22 protein-coding genes are annotated in these 19,635 nt (G+C 41.3%); 17 read left to right on the forward strand and 5 right to left on the reverse strand.

Going from position 1 to position 19,635, the window contains the following annotated elements:
* Positions 1–143: 143 nt before the first annotated feature.
* Positions 144–668: a YceI family protein gene (locus AB5N96_RS05470; protein ID WP_499704892.1), complete on the reverse strand. Its 525-nt coding sequence runs from the start codon at positions 666–668 to the stop codon at positions 144–146.
* 210 nt (positions 669–878) lie between these two features.
* On the opposite strand from AB5N96_RS05470, the gene AB5N96_RS05475 reads away from it, so the two are divergent.
* The 4 genes from AB5N96_RS05475 (at position 879) to AB5N96_RS05490 (ending at position 5,839) form a co-directional block, all read left to right on the forward strand.
* On the forward strand, positions 879–1,184 hold the full coding sequence (locus AB5N96_RS05475) for a winged helix-turn-helix transcriptional regulator (protein WP_204590610.1): 306 nt from the start codon (positions 879–881) through the stop codon (positions 1,182–1,184).
* Positions 1,185–1,262: 78 nt separating this feature from the next.
* Positions 1,263–2,174, forward strand: a complete 912-nt coding sequence (gene murB / locus AB5N96_RS05480; RefSeq protein ID WP_204590611.1) for a UDP-N-acetylmuramate dehydrogenase — start codon at positions 1,263–1,265, stop codon at positions 2,172–2,174.
* A gap of 138 nt (positions 2,175–2,312) precedes the next feature.
* Positions 2,313–4,682, forward strand: coding sequence for a penicillin acylase family protein (locus AB5N96_RS05485; RefSeq protein WP_499704893.1), 2,370 nt, complete (start codon positions 2,313–2,315; stop codon positions 4,680–4,682).
* A 53-nt stretch (positions 4,683–4,735) separates the two neighbouring features.
* Positions 4,736–5,839 carry a GNAT family N-acetyltransferase gene (locus tag AB5N96_RS05490; RefSeq protein ID WP_204590613.1) on the forward strand — a complete coding sequence of 368 codons (1,104 nt, stop codon included), beginning with the start codon at positions 4,736–4,738 and terminating at the stop codon, positions 5,837–5,839.
* A gap of 31 nt (positions 5,840–5,870) precedes the next feature.
* Here AB5N96_RS05490 and AB5N96_RS05495 read toward each other — a convergent pair whose 3' ends face one another.
* Entirely contained in the window at positions 5,871–6,026 is a 156-nt protein-coding gene (locus tag AB5N96_RS05495; RefSeq protein ID WP_204590614.1) for a lmo0937 family membrane protein, read from the reverse strand.
* 163 nt (positions 6,027–6,189) lie between these two features.
* On the opposite strand from AB5N96_RS05495, the gene mntR reads away from it, so the two are divergent.
* From mntR to AB5N96_RS05525, 6 genes are all read left to right on the forward strand, one after another.
* A complete protein-coding gene (gene mntR / locus AB5N96_RS05500) occupies positions 6,190–6,615 on the forward strand; it encodes a transcriptional regulator MntR (protein ID WP_204590615.1) in 426 nt (141 codons plus the stop codon).
* A 12-nt stretch (positions 6,616–6,627) separates the two neighbouring features.
* The gene (locus AB5N96_RS05505) at positions 6,628–7,491 is read left to right on the forward strand and encodes a CvfB family protein (protein WP_392455787.1); all 864 of its coding nucleotides are present in this window, start codon (positions 6,628–6,630) and stop codon (positions 7,489–7,491) included.
* Positions 7,492–7,542: 51 nt separating this feature from the next.
* Positions 7,543–8,436 carry a DUF1002 domain-containing protein gene (locus AB5N96_RS05510; protein ID WP_499704894.1) on the forward strand — a complete coding sequence of 298 codons (894 nt, stop codon included), beginning with the start codon at positions 7,543–7,545 and terminating at the stop codon, positions 8,434–8,436.
* A gap of 383 nt (positions 8,437–8,819) precedes the next feature.
* On the forward strand, positions 8,820–9,794 hold the full coding sequence (locus AB5N96_RS05515) for a ring-cleaving dioxygenase (RefSeq protein WP_499704895.1): 975 nt from the start codon (positions 8,820–8,822) through the stop codon (positions 9,792–9,794).
* 19 nt (positions 9,795–9,813) lie between these two features.
* Positions 9,814–10,095 (forward strand): GNAT family N-acetyltransferase, encoded by a 282-nt coding sequence (locus AB5N96_RS05520; protein WP_204590619.1) that lies wholly within the window; start codon positions 9,814–9,816, stop codon positions 10,093–10,095.
* A gap of 321 nt (positions 10,096–10,416) precedes the next feature.
* On the forward strand, positions 10,417–10,914 hold the full coding sequence (locus tag AB5N96_RS05525; RefSeq protein ID WP_392455790.1) for a DUF4064 domain-containing protein: 498 nt from the start codon (positions 10,417–10,419) through the stop codon (positions 10,912–10,914).
* A 23-nt stretch (positions 10,915–10,937) separates the two neighbouring features.
* Here the strand turns inward: AB5N96_RS05525 and AB5N96_RS05530 are convergent, their stop codons facing one another.
* The gene (locus tag AB5N96_RS05530; RefSeq protein WP_204590621.1) at positions 10,938–11,435 is read right to left on the reverse strand and encodes a GNAT family N-acetyltransferase; all 498 of its coding nucleotides are present in this window, start codon (positions 11,433–11,435) and stop codon (positions 10,938–10,940) included.
* A 98-nt stretch (positions 11,436–11,533) separates the two neighbouring features.
* Here AB5N96_RS05530 and AB5N96_RS05535 point away from each other — a divergent pair, with 98 nt between their 5' ends.
* The 6 genes from AB5N96_RS05535 to AB5N96_RS05560 all read left to right on the forward strand — a co-directional run bounded on the left by AB5N96_RS05535 (position 11,534) and on the right by AB5N96_RS05560 (position 15,345).
* Complete coding sequence (locus AB5N96_RS05535) at positions 11,534–11,968, forward strand: GNAT family N-acetyltransferase (RefSeq protein ID WP_204590622.1); 435 nt, start codon at positions 11,534–11,536, stop codon at positions 11,966–11,968.
* Between the two features lie 84 nt (positions 11,969–12,052).
* A complete protein-coding gene (locus tag AB5N96_RS05540; RefSeq protein WP_204590623.1) occupies positions 12,053–12,382 on the forward strand; it encodes a YbyB family protein in 330 nt (109 codons plus the stop codon).
* A 63-nt stretch (positions 12,383–12,445) separates the two neighbouring features.
* Positions 12,446–13,345: a diacylglycerol/lipid kinase family protein gene (locus AB5N96_RS05545; RefSeq protein ID WP_499704896.1), complete on the forward strand. Its 900-nt coding sequence runs from the start codon at positions 12,446–12,448 to the stop codon at positions 13,343–13,345.
* A 78-nt stretch (positions 13,346–13,423) separates the two neighbouring features.
* Positions 13,424–14,233, forward strand: coding sequence for an AraC family transcriptional regulator (locus AB5N96_RS05550; RefSeq protein WP_204590625.1), 810 nt, complete (start codon positions 13,424–13,426; stop codon positions 14,231–14,233).
* 81 nt (positions 14,234–14,314) lie between these two features.
* Entirely contained in the window at positions 14,315–15,082 is a 768-nt protein-coding gene (gene yidC, locus AB5N96_RS05555; RefSeq protein WP_338032462.1) for a membrane protein insertase YidC, read from the forward strand.
* Between the two features lie 8 nt (positions 15,083–15,090).
* The gene (locus AB5N96_RS05560) at positions 15,091–15,345 is read left to right on the forward strand and encodes a hypothetical protein (protein WP_204590627.1); all 255 of its coding nucleotides are present in this window, start codon (positions 15,091–15,093) and stop codon (positions 15,343–15,345) included.
* 46 nt (positions 15,346–15,391) lie between these two features.
* Here AB5N96_RS05560 and AB5N96_RS05565 read toward each other — a convergent pair whose 3' ends face one another.
* On the reverse strand, positions 15,392–16,546 hold the full coding sequence (locus AB5N96_RS05565; protein ID WP_204590628.1) for an MFS transporter: 1,155 nt from the start codon (positions 16,544–16,546) through the stop codon (positions 15,392–15,394).
* A 124-nt stretch (positions 16,547–16,670) separates the two neighbouring features.
* Between AB5N96_RS05565 and AB5N96_RS05570 the strand changes: the two genes are divergently transcribed.
* On the forward strand, positions 16,671–17,495 hold the full coding sequence (locus AB5N96_RS05570; RefSeq protein WP_392455797.1) for a M15 family metallopeptidase: 825 nt from the start codon (positions 16,671–16,673) through the stop codon (positions 17,493–17,495).
* Positions 17,496–18,113: 618 nt separating this feature from the next.
* Here AB5N96_RS05570 and cls read toward each other — a convergent pair.
* Positions 18,114–19,568 (reverse strand): cardiolipin synthase, encoded by a 1,455-nt coding sequence (gene cls, locus AB5N96_RS05575; RefSeq protein WP_499704897.1) that lies wholly within the window; start codon positions 19,566–19,568, stop codon positions 18,114–18,116.
* Between the last annotated feature and the right edge of the window lie 67 nt (positions 19,569–19,635).

The following is a 19,635-nucleotide window of genomic DNA, read 5'->3' on the forward strand; positions in this document are numbered from 1 at the left end:
CGTTCTCCACATCTAAAACGAAATCGAGTTGCGCCTCCTAGAAATCCCGCAAGATGCCATCGCGGCCCATGAAGCAAAAAGCGCTTCACGGTCCACGCTGTCATCTCGCACAATTTCTGAACAGTCGGCTCCACATCTAAAACTTAAGCCGGGTTTAACTCTAATTCGATGTCAATCTTGATATCTTCGCCTACAAGAACTCCACCAGTTTCAAGAGTTTGGTTCCAAGTTAAGCCGAAGTCTTTACGGTTGATTTTTGAGCTTGCTGAGAACGCAACCACTTCTTGACCCCATGGGTTCGTTCCTTTTCCTTCGTACTCCACATCAAACGAAACTGGTTTTGTTACATCTTTGATTGTAAGATCGCCTGTCACTTTGTACTCGTCATCGCCTTTAGACTGAATGTCTGTCGCTTTGAACGTGATAGATGGGTAGTTTTCAACATCGAAGAAATCAGCTGAACGTAAGTGATTGTCACGATCTGTGTTGTTTGTATTAATAGATGCTACATCGATTGTGAAGTCGATTGTTGCACCAGTAAGGTCTTGTTCATTTCCCTCTAGATTTGCAGAGAATTCATTGAAGTTCCCGCGTACTTTTGAAACCATCATGTGTTTCACTGAGAATCCAATGCTAGAGTGAGCTGTGTCGAGGTTAAAGTTTGTCATGAAAAAAATCTCTCCTTTGTTTTTCGAATTATCTAAAAGTATACGGATAATTTATTTCGAAATCAAGATATATGATTAAAAAAATAAATTACTGGTTACTTTATGTAACTTACTATAAAATAATACTAAGTAGACGTCAAGAGATATCATCGTGATTTTTTGAGTTTTTTAGATTTTTTTACTATACTAAATAAATTAGGAGTGAAAAATATGAAAAAATCGGCGCTTTGTCCACGCCTTTCTAGCGCAATGGATCTGTTAGGAAAACGATGGACTGCATTAATTATTTATCAGTTATTAGAAGGATGTAAACGATTCAATGAAATCGAGTCCTCTATGCCGATCAGTGGAAGACTTTTGTCTGAGCGATTAAAAGAATTAGAATATGAAGGTCTAGTTACACGTAAAATTTACTCAGAAGTTCCAGTACGAGTGGAATATTCCTTAACGGAAAAAGGACAAGCATTGCGTCCGGTAATCGAAGGAATAGAACAATGGTCACAACAATGGACGTAACGAATGGTTCTTGTGTAAAAGCGGATTCCCTCGCATACTAAGGAGACAAACGTTTAAGAAAGAAAGGATTTGGCTTTTTTGTCTAAACAGAAATGGTTTGAAGAGCTTTCGGCAGTTTTGCCTGCACATACAGTTAAATTAGATGAACCTCTCTCACTGCACACGATAACGCGCATGGGAGGACCAGCAGATGTATTCGTTTCACCTGAGTCTCAAGCGCAAGCAATTGTCGTCATCAATTACGCGGCTCAGTATAAAATTCCTTTATTGCTTTTAGGAAACGGTTCGAACATGGTCGTGCGTGATGGCGGAGTTCGAGGAATCGTCTTACAGTTGACGAAACTTCAAGAAATCACAATTACGAATACACACGTCTATGCTGAAAGTGGAGCACCTATTATTCATGTCTCTAAACAAGCTGCAGCTGAGGGTCTGACAGGTTTGGAGTTCGCATGTGGGATTCCCGGAACTGTTGGCGGCGCAATGGTAATGAATGCAGGGGCTTATGGTGGTGAGATTCAAGATATCATCAAGCAGTGTACTGTTGTTACGCCAGAAGGTGAACTGTTGATTTTAAAGAAAGAAGATTTAGATCTTGGCTACCGCACGAGCGTCATATCGAAAAAAGGCTATTTCGTATTGTCAGCTGAATTTGAACTGACGCATGGTGAGCAAAAAGAGATTGACAGCAAGATTGAAGACCTGACTTTCCAGCGTACATCCAAGCAACCACTTGAATATCCTTCTGCAGGAAGTGTGTTCAAACGTCCTCCAGGATATTTTGCTGGGAAACTGATTCAAGATAGCGATTTGCAAGGAAAAGGGTACGGGGGAGCGGAAGTTTCTACAAAACATGCCGGATTCATCGTCAATAAAAATAATGCAACAGCAACTGACTATATCCAAACTATTCAGCTTGTACAAAAGACTGTCAAAGAAAAGTTTGGCGTGGATCTTGAGTTGGAAGTGAAGATAGTCGGCGAAGAATAAAATTAGAATGAATTAGTGGGCACTTTCTCTTTTTAGAGAAAGTGTTTTTTTATACCCACACAATGCCCAAACTTTTTCGGGTTATGAAGGAGTTTATCAAAGTTTGCCGAATTAGTAGCAATACGAGGGGGAAGGGACATGAAAAAAGGACTGAAAATCACACTGACGATTGCTGGAATTCTTCTAGCTATTGTAGTTATAGCTTTACTTGGCCTCAATTGGTTTATCGCGGACTCTAAGTCGCAAATCGAGGGACAGATGGGCTTAAGTAGTATTGAACAAGAAGTTATCGTGATCCGAGATGAACAAGGCGTGCCTCATATTGAAGCTGAAAGTGATGCGGACTTGTATCGTGCACAAGGATTTGTGCAGGCTCAAGATCGTCTGTTCCAAATGGATTTAGCGCGTCGCCAAGCGAGCGGCCAATTATCAGAAGTAGTGGGGAGTGCTGCTTTATCCACCGATCAATTCTTTTTGACATTTAGTCTTCGGGACGCAGCAGAAAAATCGTATGAAGGCTACAGTGATGAAGCAAAGCAAGTGCTCGCGTGGTATGCAGAAGGTGTGAATGACTTTATTGCACACGCGAAAGAAGAAGGCAAACTGAGTTATGAGTTTTCACTTCTCGGCTATGAGCCAAAAGAATGGACTCCTGTAGATTCCCTGACGATTGGAAAATACATGGCGTATGATCTTGGTGGCAACTGGTCGACACTGGCTATTCGCCACTGGGCACTACAAAACTTAGAAGAGGATAAAGCGCGGGAGCTCTTCATTACGTATCCTGAAGGTGACCCAGCAATTTTAGAAGCAAATAAAGAGACGTCTGTCCAAGTAGGGGCGAACTTTCCGCTTGAAGTGATGCCTCACCCATTTAACGGGAGTAACAACTGGGTCGTTTCTGGAGACAAGACAGTAACGGGTGAACCACTTTTAGCCGATGACCCACATCTCGGCTTGAGTACACCGTCTATCTGGTATCAGATGCACCTCCAGTCGCCTGAACAAAATGTCAGTGGCGTCATCTTTGCAGGGATTCCAGGAATCATTCTAGGACATAACGAAGACGTCGCTTGGGGAGTAACGAATGTAGGTCCAGACGTTCAAGACTTGTATATCGAGATTCCGAACCCAGAGAACCCGTATCAATTCTCGTACGACGGCGAGTGGGAAGATGCGAAAGTTCGGTCGTATGAAATCGCAGTGAAGGATGAAGAGTCCGTGCCTTATGAAGTCGTAGTGACCCGGCATGGGCCTGTGATTTCTGACATCTTGTATGACGAAACGAATCCAGAAGCTGTGTTTTCCATGCAGTGGACCGCACTTGAACCCACGCAGGAGCTACAAGCCATCTTGGAAATGAACAAATCTTCTAACTGGGAACAATTCGAATCGGCGCTTGAACAATTCCATGCGCCAGCACAGAACTTTGTTTTCGCTGCAAAAGACGGAACCATCGCCTATAAAGCAAATGGACGACTACCTCTTCGCAAACAAGGGGACGGGCAACTTCCGGTTCCAGGAGACTCTTCTGATTACGGGTGGGATGGGTATGTTCCATATGACGAACTACCGACTTCAGTGAACCCTGACGAGGGCTTTATCGCAACAGCCAACAATCAAGTGGTAGACGATAGCTATCCCTATCACATCACGGACTTCTGGGCGCAATCCTACCGTTACGAGCGGATCGCAGAGGTGTTGGAGGCAAGTGATGAGTTGACTGTTCAGGATATGATGGACCTGCAGATGGATCAAGAGAACTTGCAAGCGCGTAGATTTTTAGAGCAACTGTTGACTGGACTTTCTACAACAGAAGCAGGTAGCACATATACAGAGCTTTTAAGTAAGATGGAAAGTTGGAACCTTGTCGATGACAAAGAATCTCCATTTCCACTCGTCTTTAATAAATGGATGAAAAAACTTCCCAACGTGTTATTTGAAGAACAAGTTCCAGAAGATATTTACGATATGATGCCAGGAAAAGCGAATATCACCGATCAACTGCTAAAGCTTTATGCGGATGGAGAGACAAGTGTATGGGTCGAGGAATTTGGCGGTTTTGAAGCATGGGTAGAGGCGAGTTTCGTAGAAATGATGGCGGAGATGGAAGAAAAGCATGGGGAGGACTGGTCTGAGTGGCAGTGGGGAGAAGAACATTTGCTGACTTTTGATCATCCTCTTGCAGGCGCATCGCCACTACTTGCACGCTTCTTGAACCCGACACCTGTTCCGATTGGTGGATCTGGAATTACAGTACAAGCAGCAGCATTCAATGAACAAGGTGAAGTCACACATGGGGCGTCATGGCGATTTGTAGCAGACCTCAGTGACTTATCGAGTGCCTATCATATAGTGGGCCCTGGACAGAGTGGGCACGTGAAATCAAAGTGGTTCCACAATCAAGTGGATGATTGGGCAAATGGTACTTTCCATGAAACCCGGCTAGATGGGGAATATGGAGAGTCGTATGAACTGCGTTTAGTACCTGAAAAGATTGCAAATTAGACCAAGAAAGTATATCTTTGCTTTAGACAAGAAACGGTATACGGGAGGTCTTTATGAGACTAACAGAATGGACAATGGAAGAACAAGAGCAGCTCATACACTTTTTAACAACGAATTCATGGCCATTTCACGGAAATGCAACGCCTGAACGCGAACTGATAGAGAAGACGATCGGGGAAGGCGGCTACGAATCGGATGACGTCAAGACCTTCTGGGTAGAGAATGAAGACGCCGAAAAAGTAGGGATTGTAAAGATCCATGATTTGCAAGATGAGATCCCGCTATTTGACTTGCGAATTGCAGAAACAGCTCGTGGAAAAGGGTACGGGTCAAAGGCACTAAAGCTTGTGACGGAGTATGTATTTTCGCTTCCAGAGAAAAAGATTCGCCTTGAAGGGCACACACGTCTAGACAATGTAGCGATGCGTAAAACATTTGAACGGGCTGGATTTGTGAAGGAAGCACAACTTCGACAAGCTTGGTTTTCTCCAAAAGAAGAGCGGTACTATGATGCCGTCACCTATGGTATGACGCGTGAGGACTTCTTAAAAGGAACGTCAACACCCGTTGCATGGGATGAAATGATGACCGGTGCTACTCAAACGGAGCGACCTCTTGTACCGGATCAATTGGAAACAGAACGTCTACTCGTACGTGCGCCACAGCTATCAGACGGTCCTCTTGTGTGGGAAGCCATTTCAGAAAGTATGGCTACTTTGAAGCCATGGATGATTTGGGCACAACAAACACCAAAGATGGAAGAGACGGAGGCCAGTTTACGTAAGGCGATCGCAGCTTACGTGACACAAGAAGATTTCCGGATGCATTTGTTTGAGAAAGAAACAGGGAATTTTATTGGGTCCACAGGTTTTCACCGAATTGACTGGTCACTAGGACGTTTTGAAATCGGCTATTGGTTGCGTTCAAGCTATGAAGGAAAAGGCTACATCACGGAGGCCGTCCAGATGTTGACGGACTTTGCATTCCGAGAAATGAAAGCTGTGCGCGTAGAAATTCGATGTGATGAAGATAATCAAGGGAGTCGCCGTGTTGCTGAGCGATGTGGGTATAAACTTGAGGGGATTTTACGCAAAAGTGCGCGAAAAGCAGATTCAAAAGAGTTTACAAACACGTGTATATACGCAAAAATTCAATAAGAAAAGCCGCAGCGCGATGCTGCGGCTTTTTCTATACGGCTCGTTTACCTGTGATTAACTGGATAACGAAAATGATACCCGCGATAATCAGAAGAGTGTGGATCAATCCACCACCGATTTCGAATAAGAATCCTAATAACCAAAGAACAATAAGTACGACAACTACTAACCATAAAATGCGGCCCATGTATGCCACCCCCCTTTCTAACAATAAGTAAATTGCTTGACTACTAGAAGAATACCCTAGCTACATTTTACTTAAACATGCGACATGAAAATAAATTAGCGGTTTGTCCGCACTCGTGGAGTGTAGTAAACTTAAACCACTGAGTAGGAAAGGAAGAACGCAAGTGCCAACACCAAGTATGGAAGACCACATTGAACAAATCTATCAATTGATCGAACAAAAAGGGTACGCACGAGTATCTGATATAGCCGAGGCTTTGGAAGTCCTTCCTTCATCCGTTACGAAAATGGTGCAAAAGCTCGATAAGGATGGCTATTTACACTATGAGAAATATCGTGGTTTAACTTTGACGCCAAAAGGAAATAAACTTGGAAAAAAACTCGTGAAACGACATGACCTTCTTGAGAATTTCTTACGATTGGCTGGTGTTTCAGAAGAGTTGATTTATCAAGATGTAGAAGGAATCGAACACCACTTGAGCTGGGAGTCGATTGACCGCATTGCGGAGCTAGTATTGTTTTTCGAAGAACATCCCGAGCTCCAAGACAAGTTAGAACAGTTTCGCTCAGATACAAAAGTAGAGGAATAGAGGAGGGCTCGTATGGCTGAACTAGAAATTGCTGCAGTCGTGAAAGTGAAGTTGCTTGAAAAAGAAGGGTCAAAATGGATTGCTGTAACACAAGATAAGGACGTTGTAGTCATTAATGAATCAGAAGCTATTGAAGCATGGGAAGAAGGCCAAGAGGTATCTGTTTTTACCTATGCTGATCGCAAAGGGAACATTTTAGGGAGTGGACATATCCCGACAATTCGAAAAGGTACGTACGGGTGGGCGAAAGTCATGAAAGTGACAGATCGCGACGGAGCAACTGTTGATATTGGCGGCACGCAGGCGGCCATTGTCAAAGGAGAAGATCTTCCAAAACTACGTGAGCTATGGCCACAACCGGGTGATTGCATTTTCATGACACTTCGCACAGATCGCGATGGAAATCTACTTGGCCGATTAGCAACAGAAGAAAAAATTGAAGAGTTGTATGTCGAAGCGCCTTCTACTGTATATAACAGTGATATCCAAGCGCGTGCTTATCGACTTTTACCAATAGGAACTTTCCTATTGTCTGCAAAAGGCATGTATCGAATTTTTGTCCATCAATCGGAGCGTCAAGCTGAGCCTCGCCTAGGTGAAGAAGTAAAAGTTCGTATTATCGAAGTCAAAGAAGATGGTACGCTGAACGGATCACTTCTTCCTAGAAAACAAGAACGACTTTCTGATGATGCAGAGACTGTATGGCGCTATCTACAATCCGTTGGTGGAAAGATGCCGTTTGGTGATAAATCAACACCGGATGAGATCCAAGAAATGTTTTCAATGAGTAAGGCATCATTTAAGCGTGCATTAGGTAAACTAATGAAGGATGGGAAAATTGAGCAGCAAGATGGTTGGACACTTTCGAAATTGTAAGGCAACCTTTTGACTGCCAGAACGTTTCAATTAGTAGAAAGGGGTCAAACAATGAAAAAAATACTTCTATCTTTACTCGCACTTCTACTTTTATTCCCTGCAATTACTCTGGCAGACGGAGAGAATCAAGAAGTTATAGATGAAAAATTGGGTGTGCCCATTGTTGTATACGGAGCCAACCTGACTGCTGAACAAAAAGCTAGTGTACAAAAAGCATTAAATGTATCGGAATCCTCTACTGTAGAGGAAATTACAGTAACTGGTGAAGATTTAGCCACATATATCAAAGACGGAAACTCGTCTGCGCGGATGTTCTCTTCTGCGAAAATCACACGTACAGATGCGGGCAAAGGCTTAGTTATTTCAATTGTCACACCAGACAATATCACACAAGTAACCAATGAAATGTATGCCAATGCCATGCTCACAGCTGGAATTGAAAATGCTACGGTTGAAGTCGCTGCGCCAAGTCCAGTAACGGGTCATTCTGCTCTTGTAGGGATTTATAAAGCTTACGAAGCAACAGGGGAACAACTGGATTCAGAACGAACAGATGTTGCAAATGAGGAGTTGTCTGTCGCTACAATCCTTTCTGAAGAATCTGGGATCGATCAAGACAAAGTGAGTGAACTTTTAACTGAAATCAAGCAACAGATTGCAGAGCAAAATCCTGCAACACGTGAAGAAGTCGAACAAATTGTTACAGAACAATTGTCAACCCTTCAAATTGAGTTATCAGAACAAGACCGCCAACTTTTGATTGATCTAATGGACCGGATTCGCCAATTGGATATTGATTTTAGTCAGTGGTCAACGCAATTAGAAGATTTAAGCCAATCGATTCAAGATCAAATCGGCTCGATTGTAGAAAACGAAGGATTTTGGAACGGCGTAAAGAAATTCTTTAACGACTTAGTTTCTTCAATCCGATCTATATTTAATTAAAACTATGATCAAGACAGAGTTGATTTTTTCATAATTATTGGTAAAGTCTCAAATTTGAAAAGTGAGTAGGGGTGACTCCAGCGGGATTAAAAGCGGAAGCTGAGACCTTGCTTTAGATGTGGAGAACGCCGCTCAAGAAATTCCGAGGAAATCAGACGTGCCCATGAAGGCGTAATTCAGCCTTTGTGGGTGCGGCTGATTCCGGAGTGTATTTCTGGCGTTCGCAACTCGATTTTGGCTCAGCCCGCGCCCGCGGAACGCTTCCCCTACGCACCCAATACTGTACAAAAGGAGTCTCTTAAAATAATGAGAACTCCTTTTCTTTTTTTGAAAAAAAGAGTATACTAAAAATATCTCGAATTCAAGATAAGGGGGTGGGAGACATGCAAGTAGGTGGCATTCATCACGTTTCAGCATTAACAAAAGACGCCGTGAAAAATCATTACTTCTTCACGCATATATTAGGTATGCGCTTAGTTAAAAAAAGTGTCAATCAAGACTCTCCAAGTTCCTATCATCTGTTTTATGCAGATGCGAAGGGTACACCAGGAACAGATATGACGTATTTTGATATACCTATGGCGGGCAAGACATATCCTGGAGTATCAAGTATTTCTAATACGGGATTCCGGATAAAATCCGTGGAGGCACTAGATTTTTGGGAACACCGTCTGCAAAGCTTTGCTATTCCAAAACTAGAACGAACAACTGCTTTTGATCGTGAGGTCCTTTATTTTGAAGACTTTGAAGGATCTAGATTGCATCTAGTAGTTGATGATGGGAAGGGAATTCCTTACGGAGAAGCGTGGGAGAAAGAGGATATACCAATCGAATATGCGATAGTCGGTCTCGGGCCGTCTTACTTAACAGTTAGACATGCAGAAAGAACAGTAGAAACGCTGACTAACATTTTAGGTTTCACTATCATTGGGAGTTACCCATCACGAGTAGAAGGACAACCTGATACAGTAGTCGCTTCAGTGGCTGAAGGGGGACCTGCTGGAGAGGTACATGTTCAAACTCGTACAGATCTTCCTGTAGAACGTCCAGGCCGTGGTAGTGTTCACCATGTTGCATTTCGAATTCCGTCCATGGAGGAGTATCCAAAATGGCAAGAACGTCTAACCCAAGCAGGGTATCAAACTTCAGGCTTAGTAGATCGGTATTATTTCAAATCCATCTATTTTAGAGAACCTTCAGGAATTCTGTATGAACTGGCAACCGACGAACCTGGCTTTGATTCAGATGAAAGTCTGGAGACACTTGGTGAGAAGTTAGCACTTCCTCCTTTTTTAGAATCTCGAAGAAATGAAATTGAATCAAAGTTGCGCCCTCTTTCGTTTGATATGATAGACTGATAAAAAGGAGTGATTGTTCATGGATTTTCAATTTACGGAGCTAGGAAATGATGTGTTTGCGTATCAAGTTCGTGAAGGCAATGAGAAGGTCGGAGAGATTACGTGGACATTACTTGGAGATATAATGGTGATGGATCATACATTTGTATCCCCTAAATTGCGTGGTGGCGGAGTAGCTAAGCAATTACTAGACCAAGCAGCTGACTATGCTAGAAAAAACGACTACAAAATGGATGCAGTTTGCTCGTATGTTGTAACAGCATTCGACCGTTATAAAGAATATGATGATGTGAAGGCATAATAAAAGGCAATCCCTGTTCAATGAACGGTGGATTGCCTTTTATATGTAAGTAGAGTTCATTCCAATCATACGAAGAACACCACAAGAGCAGTTAATGCAGAAGCACCTGCTAACGTGTATAAAAAATCACCTTGTGAGAATACTAATTTCTTTTCCATAGTCTGTCATCCTCTCTAATTGTTTGTTAGTATATATATACCCGAGGTTTTTATACTAAATCTAGTTTTTTTGAACTATTTTTAGGGGATACACCAAGTAAGCGAAACATTTGTGATTGTGATTCGTATCACTAATGAATACAAATTAAAGGAGGACGTCAGAATGAAGTTTTCAAGGACAGGCGAGATTGTATTAGGAGTAATTAGTGCTGTCTTCACCGCATTATCCATTATTTTAATGACCTTATTTGTTTCAGGTGGAAGCGCAGCGTTAAACGATCCTGCATTTCTAGAAGAGTTTGAAACAGGAATGCAACAAGGGATCGAAGAAGATCCAACATTGCAGCAACAAGATGTGGATGCAATCATGGATATTGTACAAGGTAGCATGGGCGTTTTTGAAGTGTTTGGTTGGGGATTAGTTATTTCCCTCGTTATTAGCCTAGTCTTCAATATCTTAGCGATCTTAAACATCCGTAATAACAAAAATCCAAAGCTTGCAGGTATCTTCTTTATTCTAGCTGGAGTATTTGCTTATTTACTCTCTTTAACATCTATACTTCTGTATATTGCAGCAATTATGTCGTTTGTGCGCAAAGCACCATATGTTTCAGAAACTGAAAGCGACTTAGATTACTACGAGCCGAATCGCCCTCTATAACCAAGGAAAACTCCCACTCTCAATTAAATGAGGGTGGGAGTTTTTAATGGTAAGACGTATTGTGCGGTAGTTGTTGGATAACCTTCAAAATACTCATCAAATTCTTCTAATAAATGAAAGCCTAGCTTTTCATAAAATGAACGTGCTGTAAGATTTACACTTTCTACATAGACGTAAAGATTGTGACCTTTTGTTTGAAGAGTCTCAACACCTTTTTCAACTAAAGACGTACCTAATCCTTGCTTAGTATGCTTCGGTGAAATGTATAAAGCAGTCAACTCACTGTCTCCGTCCTCATCTACTTGTGTAAAACTAGCAAAACCAACGATTTGCTCATTTTGCTCGACTACGAACATGTTTGTTTTTTCGATTTGTTTACAGAGCATAGCAGATGAATAGTTTCTTTCAAACCAATCTACTAATACTTCGTCAGGAAAAAGAGAACTGTAGGTTTCTCCCCAACTGGCCAGGGCGATTTGCCGTACAGAACGAATATCCTTTTCAGTCATCACACGGATCATGGCCATCACCTCTAAACTATTTCAACTAGCATACCAAAATTCTAGTTGCCTGGCTACTGCGTATGTCATAATTAAACAAAAAGGAGGAGGTCTAACTTATGTGGACATGTAAAAAGTTTCACGAGTTAACTCTTGATGAACTATATCAGTCGTTAAAATTACGGTCGGATGTTTTTGTTGTGGAACAGAATTGCGTTTATCCAGACATTGATAATTTTGATCAGGAGTCCCTACATATCTTCTATAGAGAGAACGAGGAAATTCTTGCATACTGTCGAGTTGTCCCAAGTGGGAAATATGAGGAGTTATCAATTGGACGTGTTATCGTTCGAATGGACAAGCGAGGCACGGGACTCGCGCAACAATTGATGACCAAAGCGCTTGAATCAGTAGATAACGAATTTGGTAATCAGCCGATTCGTCTTTGTGCACAAGCACATTTGCAAAACTATTACGGGGCATTTGGTTTTAAAACTATCTCCGAAGAGTTTTTAGAAGATGGCATTCCACATGTGTACATGATTAAAAAATAATCTTGAAAATTGGTTAATTTTTCTCGTCAACGGGTATTACTAGATAATAGGAACTAAAATTCATATTAACTGGAGGTTTTACGAATGGGGAAAAAATCAAACGGTTCATCATTAGTAGTAGCAGGGATTGCAGCAGCAGCATACGCATATTTTAAAAAACCGGAGAATCGGGACAAAGCAATGGTCCAATTCAATAACTTAAAAACTAAATTCAATGCTTATATGGATCAAAACTCTACAAGTAAATCAACTTACGGCACAGCAGGTCACCCTGACCCACAAGACGTAGACGATAACAAAATGGTTGATGAAGGCGCGATGACGAGTGTGCAGTACTACAACGAGGAAGTACAAGACAAGTCATCTAAAAAAGAGAAGACAGACGTATCGAATAAAGAAGTAGACTATCAGTAAGATAAAAGAGCTCTCGTAGCTCTTTTTTTATAGACAAATTTAAAAAATAGGGAGAGTATCTACATGAAACAAGCTGTACTAATCTATAATCCTTCATCCGGTAAAGAGCTTGCTAGTGACTATAAAGACCGAGTTGTAGAAGTTGTATCGTCTATGGGTTATGAAGTTCAAGTGAATGAGACGACAGGGCCAAAAGATGCGACTCGCTTTGCTGAACAAGCATGTAAAGACACTATAGATTTTGTCATTGGAATGGGTGGAGACGGGACAATTAATGAAATTGTGAATGGTCTTGCTGAACAGAATCATCGCCCTCTTTTTTCGTTTGTTCCACTTGGAACTGTAAATGATTTTGCACGTGCGCTAGGAATCCCGCTAAATGCTGAAGAGGCAATTGAGGCATTAAAAGTAGGGAAAGAACAGCATGCAGACATTGGAAAAATAGGGGATTCTTATTTCATGAATATCGTCGCAATAGGAGAAATTGCTTCGAAAGTAGCGGATACATCTGTAGAATCAAAAACACGTCTTGGCCCATTAGCGTATTTACTAGAAGGAACTAAGGCGATTCTTCAAGATAATGAAGTGCAGATGAAGATTACCCATGACGAGGGCGAGTGGAGTGGCGGCTTAACACTAGTATTAACTGCGCTGACGAATTCAGTCGGCGGGTTTGAAAAACTTGCACCTGATGCTGAAGTCGATGATGGGTTTCTCCACTTATTTATCGTGCATGAGTCTGGAATTCCAGGGTTTTTACGTGTTGGATCCAAACTGTTACAAGGGAAAATAGCAGAGGATGATGGTGTAGAGTATATTAAGACCAAAAAAGTGCACATTGAAACCTCCGAAGAGCTATTTTGCAATGTGGATGGGGATGAAGGAACATGTACACCTGTTGAAATTCAAGTACTTCCAAAGCACCTTCGTGTCCTAGTACCGGAAAAATTGGAAAATAATTAGTAAGAAGTATTGGTAATGTGAGCATTATGGTTTAAAATAAATAGATACTATGTGGTTAAGAAAAAGAGGTTAAATCATATGCTCACTAAAATTCATAAAAATCCGCTTTCTTCAGACAAATTATTTTTAGAAGCTTTTTCAAATGCTTTTGTAGAAAACAGTGTGGATTCAAGTCATGATGCTCTAGCCGAACGATACTTTTTATTAGAAAAAGAGATGTTTCACGACATGCAAACGCTGGATTTGGATCAAGCTCGTGAGCGCCTCCGTTTAATCATCGACGCGCTAAGTCAGCTCACAGGAAAAGACATGATTCGTGCTGCCCGTCTATTTTATATTCACCTTGCAGCAACAATGGCGCGTAAATTGATTGATAGTCAAGTGCCTCCAGTAAAGGCATTTGCATTTAGTCGTTCATGCATGGATGTGATTGATAGCCGAATGAGCGATGTATTATTTTTACAATGTGGAGAAGAATTGATTGAATTTTATGTTCATGTTTTATCTGAACGAACGAAACCGCAATTTAATCACCAGACCGTGAATAAAGTAATTCTGTACATAAATGATGAAATCGAAAGCGATTTATCGGTAGAAGCCATTGCTCAAAAATTCTCCATTAGTACGAGTCACTTGTCTCGGATCTTTAGAGAACATACAAGCATTACTTTAGTAGAGTATTTAAACATTCGAAAAGTAGAAGAATCTCAATACTTTTTACGTCATACGTCTAAATCGATATCAGATATCTCGGACCAATTCCATTTCTGCAATCAATCGTATTTCACTCGAATCTTTAAAAAGTATACGACAGTAACGCCAAAACAATTTAGAGACCAACCTGCTACATCCTTCTTCCAATTCACATTTAAAGAAAGTGTCAACTGAGTGAACTTCCCTATTAGCGTTTGATTAATAGGGAAGTTTTAGTATATAGTAGGGATAGTTTGAAAAATGAAGGTGACCAATGTGAAGAAAAAATGGAGCTTGGCTGCACTACTTGTAGCCACTGTAGTATTCCTCGGCGGATGTTCTGGCGTGGAAAATAAAGAAGGTACGTTTTACAGTATTTTTGTGCGACCGTTTGATTGGGCACTTGATTACTTTGGGACGCTATTTAATGGGAGTTACGGCTTAGCTATTATCGCTATTACCATTATCATTCGTTTGGTATTAATGCCTTTAATGCTTCGTAACTACAAAGCGCAACAAGGTATGAAAGTGAAAATGGATAAGTTAAAACCTGAAATGGACGATATTCAAAAGCGTCTAAAAGAAACAAAATCAAAAGAAGATCAAATGGCACTTCAGCAAGAAATGATGGGACTCTATCGCAAGCATAACGTGAACCCTTTAAACATGGGATGTCTCCCAATTTTGCTTCAAATGCCGATTATCATGGGTCTTTACTTTGCTATTCTGTACTCGGAAGAAGTCAAAACACATGAGTTCATCTGGTTCAGCCTCGGTACACCAGATATTGCAATGACATTGATTGCAGGAGTTGTTTACTTCCTACAAGCAAAAGTCTCTCTGTGGACAGTTCCAGAGCAACAGAAACAACAGATGAAAATTATGATTTGGATTTCTCCAATCATGATTATGTTGATCTCGTTTACGTCTATGGCTGCGCTTCCGCTTTATTGGGCAGTTGGAGGAGTATTATTGATCATCCAGACGTATATCGGACGTAAGTTTTATTCAGAACACCCTGAGAAAGCAGCTGATGCAGCATGAGTGAAAAAATGCCGTCACGAACTCGCAATCTAGCATTTGGAATTCCAGTTGTTTTATCCAGTGCACTTGCTATTTATTTTGTCATTCAAAATTCTTTAAATCTAGCAGTACTCTTTATGACATTGGTATTTGTATTTACCAATACGTATCGAGCCATTACATTTAAAGAGCGTGGAATGGAAAAAGAAGCAAAGTGGATGAGAGGTATGGCCGTCTTTTTTGCAGTGGCATTTGTAGTTGTGCTAGTTATTACTCTAACGTAATTAAAAAAGTACCTTCCTTGATTAGATTCAAGAGAAGGTACTTTTTTTATGTGGTCAATTTTTTGCGTTGTAAAATAAGCATTACAATCGCTGGGAATGAGAATGCCGCCATACCAAGGAATGCATAGCCCGCTTGAATATCATATAAATATCCACCTAAGAATGTAAGAAGTGCAGTGCTTAAACTCATCGCAAATGCAGCGTATAACCCTTGAGCGGTTGGGATAGATGACTTCGTCAACGAGCGCGCAATGAACTGAATAAATGCATAATGTGCGAGACCAAAGGAAATGGCATGCAAGACTTGAGTTAGAACAAATACTCCAGCTGTCGGCACCAACCAAATTAAAATCCATCGGACGGTTGCACCTACTGCGGCAATCATAAATAGTGTATAGACTTTTGATTTGCCAAACACTTTATCAGCCACCATAAATAAGACGATTTCAGCAAGTACGGCTACGTTGATTATTACACCGATCCATGAGTTGCTCACGCCTATATCCTGCAAATAAATAAAACTATAGGAATTGTACGAAGCGTGAGAGCCTTGAATCAACACAACAATGACTAGTGCCGCTAAGAATTCCTTTTGCTTGAGTAACACTTTTGCAAGTTGCCATGTACTTTGTTGTCCTTCTCGAACAGGGACATCCGTTAATGCGGCAGGTGCTCTCCAAGAAGTAGCAATCACCACAAATGCCAACGCTCCAATCATTACCCACAAGATTGCTTGCTCACCAAATTGCGCAGTCGTGAAACCTATAACAAGTACTGCTGCCATAAAGCCGGCAGAGCCGTATGATCTGCTTCGTCCATAATGGATGCGGTCGCGTTGCATCAATAGAGAAGCACAACTCTCCATTGCGGGTAATAAATTTGGATAAACCAAACTAAAAAGAACTGTAATCAGTAGCAACATGGTGAAGGATGACAGTGGAATATAGAGAACGAATGTTACAAGCGATCCGAGCGCCAATATCCGAAGGAAAACATGAATACTATAGCGTTTAGTTAACTCAGGGAAAAGTACAAGAGTGGAAAAGGCACGTGCTATCATACCTGCTCCCATGATTAAACTTGCTGAGTAAACGCTCATGTCTTTCACATTTGTTAGGTATCCTGTCCAGTACGGAAGGAAAACACCCCAAGTGAAGAAGAAAATAAAAAACTGTACAGACATCCATTTTTGAGACTTCATGCAAACGACTCCTAAACTATCGATTCAATTCTTTCATTATACGCCACTCTGTCGAGAAAGGAAGAATTATTCCAGGGAACATGATACACTTAAGATACTTTGTAGACAGGAAAGAAGGCTTCAGATGAATACGCGCTCTTATTTATATCAAACGAAAAAAAAGAAAAAGTGGCCTTGGATTATAGGCTTGCTTTTCATTTTACTAGCGGGGGGTGGTGCATTTTTTGCGCACCAACAAGGCTATCTCGCCCTCAATGAACTCTTTGATGAAGTTCCTCAAGAAGAGCCAGAGCCAATTGTGGAACAACAACCTGAAGAAGTTGAACCGGAGCCAATTCCAGAGCCTGAACCAGAGCCTGAACCAGAACCAGAAGTGGACCGGTCGGGAGCAAAAGGGTATGAAGGAAATGAGGTATTACCGCAAGAACCCACGTATATGAGTGGTATTTTAATGGCCAGTAAGCAGTACCCATTGCCTCAAGATTTTGTTCCAACCGACGAGATGCTTCAAGAAGTCCAACAAGCTTTTGCAGAACTTGCTGCAGCGGCTAGCCTAGATGGATATGAACTCGTTGCATTTAGTGGGTATCGTTCATTTGAACGTCAGCAAGAACTTTATGAGCGCTACGTGGCTAACGACGGTCAAGAAGAAGCGGACAGATACAGTGCACGACCTGGACACTCTGAACATCAGACAGGCCTTGCACTTGATATTGGAGAAAAAAACTTTGAGCAGCACTTTGCACGGGTGAGTTTTGGAGACACAGAGGCAGGGAAATGGCTTGCTGAAAACGCTCACCTTTACGGATTTATTTTAAGGTATCCAGAGGGGAAAGAGAAAATCACGGGGTATATGTACGAGCCGTGGCATTTCCGTTATCTAGGTAAAGAGCTCGCATTGGAGATAGTTAATTCTGGATTGACTGTAGAAGAATATATCGAACAATAAAAATAGGAGTTTCTCAAATTACGAGAAACTCCTTTTTCACCAATTATCACTTCAAACCGGTAAATGACGACCTGGCTTCCGGGATTTCTTGCCACTGAACAATCATCTATTGTAAATCATTTAAATACTTAGTAAGTGTGCACTTGCTCGCTGTCCTCTATTTTGATTTTAGGGAATTGAATCAGGCCTTGCGTTAGCACAGCCTGGAACTAAATGTGTTACTTGCAAAACGATAGTTAGTTGAGAATAAATGATAGAGGCGGAGCCGAATCTGAAACGATGTAAGGAACGACTTCCTGGAAAGAAGCATTTGAACTAGCCAGATTCAGCTGGAGATGATTGCGCAAGAGCAAACTAAGAAGACTCGCGCTGGGGCCGCTCGATTCGAGCGGCCCCAGTCCTTTTCGTTCTCAATTTGATCTTAAAAGCAAACATCGTAAGATGAATCTGGATTTCTAAAGTATGCAGTGCCTTACAGGCAGTCGGCTCCACATCTTAACGAAATCGAGTTGCGCCTCCTAGAAATCCCGCAAGAAGCCATCGCGGCCCATGAAGCAAAGAACGCTTCACGGTCCACGCTGTCTTCTCGCACAATTTCTGACCAGTCGGCTCCACATCTTAAAGAATTGGAGACAGCAACCTTGCGATTGATTCTTTTGCTTTGATCAGACGTGTACGATTCAAATAAATTTCTCTCGTTAATTCTGTAGAGAATGTCATATCCTCTTCAAATAACAGCGCAAGTTGATGGGAAGTTTCGCGATCATAAATAAATGCGTTTACTTCAAAATTTAATTTAAAACTTCGCACATCGATATTTGCTGTCCCGACAGAAGATGCTTCATCATCGATAACAATCATTTTTGTATGCAAGAAGCCATTTTGATAAATGTAGATTTTCGCGCCAGCCTTCAGCAACTCTCCAACGTGTGAATACGTAGCCCAATAAACAAAGATATGATCTGGCTTATTTGGAATCATGATGCGCACATCAATCCCACAAAGTGCAGCTACACGCAGAGCATCCATGAAGCTCGCATCCGGAATAAAATAGGGCGTTTGAATATAAATATACTTTTTGGCGGACGAAATCAATTTTAAATAGCCATTCTTGATTTGTTCCCATTCTTCATCCGGTCCACTTGATACGATCTGTAATCCAACGGAACCTTTCATCGGAATGGTAGGGAAATAGCGTTCGTCATACTCGATATCATGATCAGCTGAAGCCTGATTCCAATCTAATATAAAGCGAGTTTGAAGGGGATGCACAGAACTGCCTTCGACACGTAAATGTGTATCACGCCAGTAACCAAATTTTTTGTTGAGACCTAAGTATTCATCACCTACATTAAATCCACCTATATAGCCAATATGTCCGTCGATGACGACAATTTTTCTGTGATTGCGATAATTGAGGCGCATATTGATCATTGGAAAAATTGCGGGGAAGAAGGCTTCCACCCGACCGCCTAAATCTGTAAGCTCTTTAAAATGTTTTTTGCGTAATGTTCGAGAACCCATTTCATCATAGAGGATGCGAACTTTTACGCCTTGACGTGCTTTGTCTAGTAAGACCTGATAGATTTCATTACCTAAGTTATCGAGACGTAAAATATAGTACTGCATATGAATATGATCTTTTGCTTTTCGCATATCCTCTAGTAACGAATCGAATTTCGCTCGACCATCATTAAAAATCTGTACAGCGTTATCTTGCGTGAGGACTGCCTGATTGTTATTTAAATGCATCACAATTAAGTCTTTATAATTATGTGCATCGTCCAAACGAAATTCAAACCGGTCTTCTTCGATTGCGCTCTTCTGGTAACTGATGAGTTGTTGGATTCCAACTTTCTTTCGACCTTCCCACCTAAAAAGAGTTTTCTTTCGGATTTGACGACCGAAGAATAGGTAAATAATAAATCCTAATACGGGCACAAAGAAGAGAACAAGAATCCAAGCCCATGTGGAGCTTGCGTCTCGTCGCTCAAGGAAGATAAGTGCTACGGCTAAGAATATATTTAAAATAATGACGATGGATGCCGCCACACTAAAAATAGTATATGTCATGACAGCTCCTCCTTTCTATGGAATTTCTACCTTAAGTATACCGAATGCAAACCAATTTACATAGTTT

This window comes from Chryseomicrobium imtechense (assembly GCF_041475995.1).
GTDB classification, from domain to species: domain Bacteria; phylum Bacillota; class Bacilli; order Bacillales_A; family Planococcaceae; genus Chryseomicrobium; species Chryseomicrobium aureum.